Raw genomic sequence first — 2,579 nt, 5'->3', positions numbered from 1 at the left:
GCGCGCAGACCCTCGCCATGGCGTCGCGGAAATCGGCTTTCGAAATCTGCGTGGCCATGTGATTTCACTCGGCCGTTGAGACAAGCGGATTGAACCAGGTATCGCCGGTCCAGCCATTCTCGTCATAATCGGCCATGCAGGTGTCGACCAGCTCTTCCATCGCCTTCAGCCGCCCGCCGCGCTCGGCGCCTTTCAGCACCTGCAGCCGTACCTCTTCCGGCGCACCGGCATAGTTGAGCTCATAGAGCCCGTGGCGGCCGCCGAACTCGGTGCCGGTCGCATCCCACAACAGCTTCATGATCTTGATGCGTTCGATGTGGCCCATATCGTTGGAGCCGCGCACATATTGCGCCAGATATTTGTCGATCTCGGGGTTGTTGAAGTCGCGCACCGACGACGGCAGGTAGATCAGCCCCGAGGCGATCACCCGGCGCACGGTGTCGATGACGCGCGGATAGGCTTCCGACATGAAGGTGCGGTAGGCAAGGGCGGCTTCGAGGTTGGGCAGGACGGCGCCATTCGCCCATGGGATCGGGTTGTAGGCCATGGCGTTGGAAAAGCTCCAGAACATGTGCCTGAGCGCAATGACCTCGCCCAGTGCCGCCTGGTTGCCGCGGAAAGCATCGCCGCCCGTGGCGCGCAGCGCCTTGGCCAGCAGGCCGGCGAGAAAGTCGAGCTTGACGGCGAAACGCGTGCAGCCCTGGAAGCAGTAGCCATGCATGAAGCCGGAGGCCGGATGGAAGGACAGGATTTTTTGCGCATCGCGCAGCACCAGCACGTCCTCCCAGGGGATGAAGACATTGTCGAGCACCAGGATCGCGTCGTTCTCGTCGAAGCGCGACGACAGCGGATAGTCGAAGGGTGCCGCCACCGTGTTGGCCGTCTGCTCGTAGGAGACGCGGCAGAACATCTTTATCCCCGGCGCATTCATCGGCACGATGAACATCACCGACAGCGACGGATCCTCGGTCACCGTCGCCGACCCTTGCGCCAGGAAATTGTAGTGCGTCAGCGCCGAGGACGTCGCCACCACCTTGGCGCCGGACACGTAGATGCCGGCGTCCGTCTCCCTGTTGATGTGGACGAAGACATCCTTCACCTGTTCGGCCGGCTTGTGGCGGTCGATCGGCGGGTTGACGATGGCGTGGTTCATGAACAACGCGGCTTCCTGCGCGCGTTTGTGCCAGGACAGGGCATTGTCCTTGAACGGCCCGTACCAGTCGGCATTGGCGCCGAGCGTGTTCATCAGCGCCGCCTTGTAGTCGGGCGTGCGGCCCATCCAGCCATAGGACATGCGCGACCACTCCGCGATCGCCGTCTGCTGGGCAACAAGCTCGGCGGAAGACTTGGCAACGCGGAAATATTTGTGGGTGTAGCCGCCCGAGCCGGTGTCGGTTGGTGACGTCAGCGCGTCCCGCCGCTTTGGATCATGCAGGGCGTCGTAGAGGCGCGCCAGCGACCGCGCCGAATTGCGCATCGCCGGATGCGTGGTGACGTCGGCAATGCGTTCGCCGTTGATATAGACCTCGCGGCGATCGCGCAGGCTCTCCAGATACTCGGCCCCGGTGAATGGGCGTGCCTTATCGGTGCGGAAGTCTTCTGATCGCATGATGGTCCTCCTCTTAAGCCGTAACCCTAGCGCCCTGGGCATCGATCGGTTATGGACGGAACGGCAAAACCGATTGGACTTTTTCCGGCGTCATGAGCCAGAGATCCATCCCCGACTTCTTCGTCTATGGCGAGCCGGTGCGGCCGCTCGATGTCGGTTTTCTGCATGTCGAGACGGTGCTTGCGCGCGGCAATATCCATCTTGGTGAGGTCGCCGCGCACAAGCACCCGCAGATGGGTCAGATCACCTTCTGGACCAGCGGCTCCGGTACCTACCGCATCGAAGACCGATCCTGGGACTTTTCGGCGCCTGCCGTGAGTTTCGTGCCGAGCACTATCGTGCACGGCTTCTCGATCGGCCCCGGCACCGACGCCATCGTCGTCTCGGTCGCCGACGGCGCGCTTGCGGCCATCGCGGCTCACAGCCTGCTGCCGCTGGACCGGCCGGTCTTTGCCGACGGCATGCCGCAGCACGCAGCGTGGGCCAGATTGGCGGCGGTGCTGGAGATGATCGCCGCCGAATACGCCGAGGCGCAAGCCGGCAAAGACAGGGTCCTGCAGGCGCTGATCGCCGTCGCGCTCTCCCACATCGCGCGCCTCAGTCCCGAGACAAAGGATGCCACGGCGTCTTCTGATGCCTCACTGGCGTTGGGGCTGCGCCGGCTCGCCGATGCGCATTTCCGCGACAACTGGCCTGTTGATCGCTACGTCGAGGCGCTGGCCACGACGCCGCATCTTCTCGACAAGGCCAGCCGCGCGGTGCTGGGCAGCGGCGTCAAACGCGTCGTCGGTGAGCGACGGCTGCTGGAGGCCAAGCGGCTGCTGTTGTTCACCGTACGCTCGGTCGAGGACATCGCCTACGAGATCGGCTTCGACGACCCGGCGTATTTTTCACGATTCTTTCGCGCGCGGGTCGGCGAAGCGCCCGCGTCCTGGCGGCGGAAACAGTTGCAGGGTCATTGATGGGTGAC

General features: G+C 63.9%; 2 protein-coding genes. One reads left to right on the top strand and one right to left on the bottom strand.

Features of this window, described 5'->3' with window-relative positions; genetic code table 11:
• Positions 1 to 64 precede the first annotated feature (64 nt).
• The gene (locus ENZ75_RS28130; protein ID WP_063169701.1) at positions 65 to 1,609 is read right to left on the bottom strand and encodes a 4-hydroxyphenylacetate 3-hydroxylase N-terminal domain-containing protein; all 1,545 of its coding nucleotides are present in this window, start codon (positions 1,607 to 1,609) and stop codon (positions 65 to 67) included.
• A 92-nt stretch (positions 1,610 to 1,701) separates the two neighbouring features.
• Here ENZ75_RS28130 and ENZ75_RS28125 point away from each other — a divergent pair, with 92 nt between their 5' ends.
• Complete coding sequence (locus ENZ75_RS28125) at positions 1,702 to 2,571, top strand: helix-turn-helix domain-containing protein (RefSeq protein WP_013528539.1); 870 nt, start codon at positions 1,702 to 1,704, stop codon at positions 2,569 to 2,571.
• Positions 2,572 to 2,579 lie beyond the last annotated feature (8 nt).

The sequence above is a fragment of the Mesorhizobium sp. M7A.F.Ca.CA.002.04.1.1 genome, assembly GCF_004022805.1.
Taxonomy (GTDB): domain Bacteria; phylum Pseudomonadota; class Alphaproteobacteria; order Rhizobiales; family Rhizobiaceae; genus Mesorhizobium; species Mesorhizobium ciceri.
The sequence above is the reverse complement of the archived record's forward strand: the minus strand, read 5'-3'. Positions and strand labels throughout refer to the sequence as shown.

What these genes read in the sequence shown, in the direction of transcription:
- ENZ75_RS28125 (WP_013528539.1), top strand. Translation starts at nt 1,702, where the DNA reads ATGAGCCAGAGATCCATCCCCGACTTCTTCGTCTATGGCGAGCCGGTG.
- ENZ75_RS28130 (WP_063169701.1), bottom strand. Translation starts at nt 1,609, where the DNA reads ATGCGATCAGAAGACTTCCGCACCGATAAGGCACGCCCATTCACCGGG.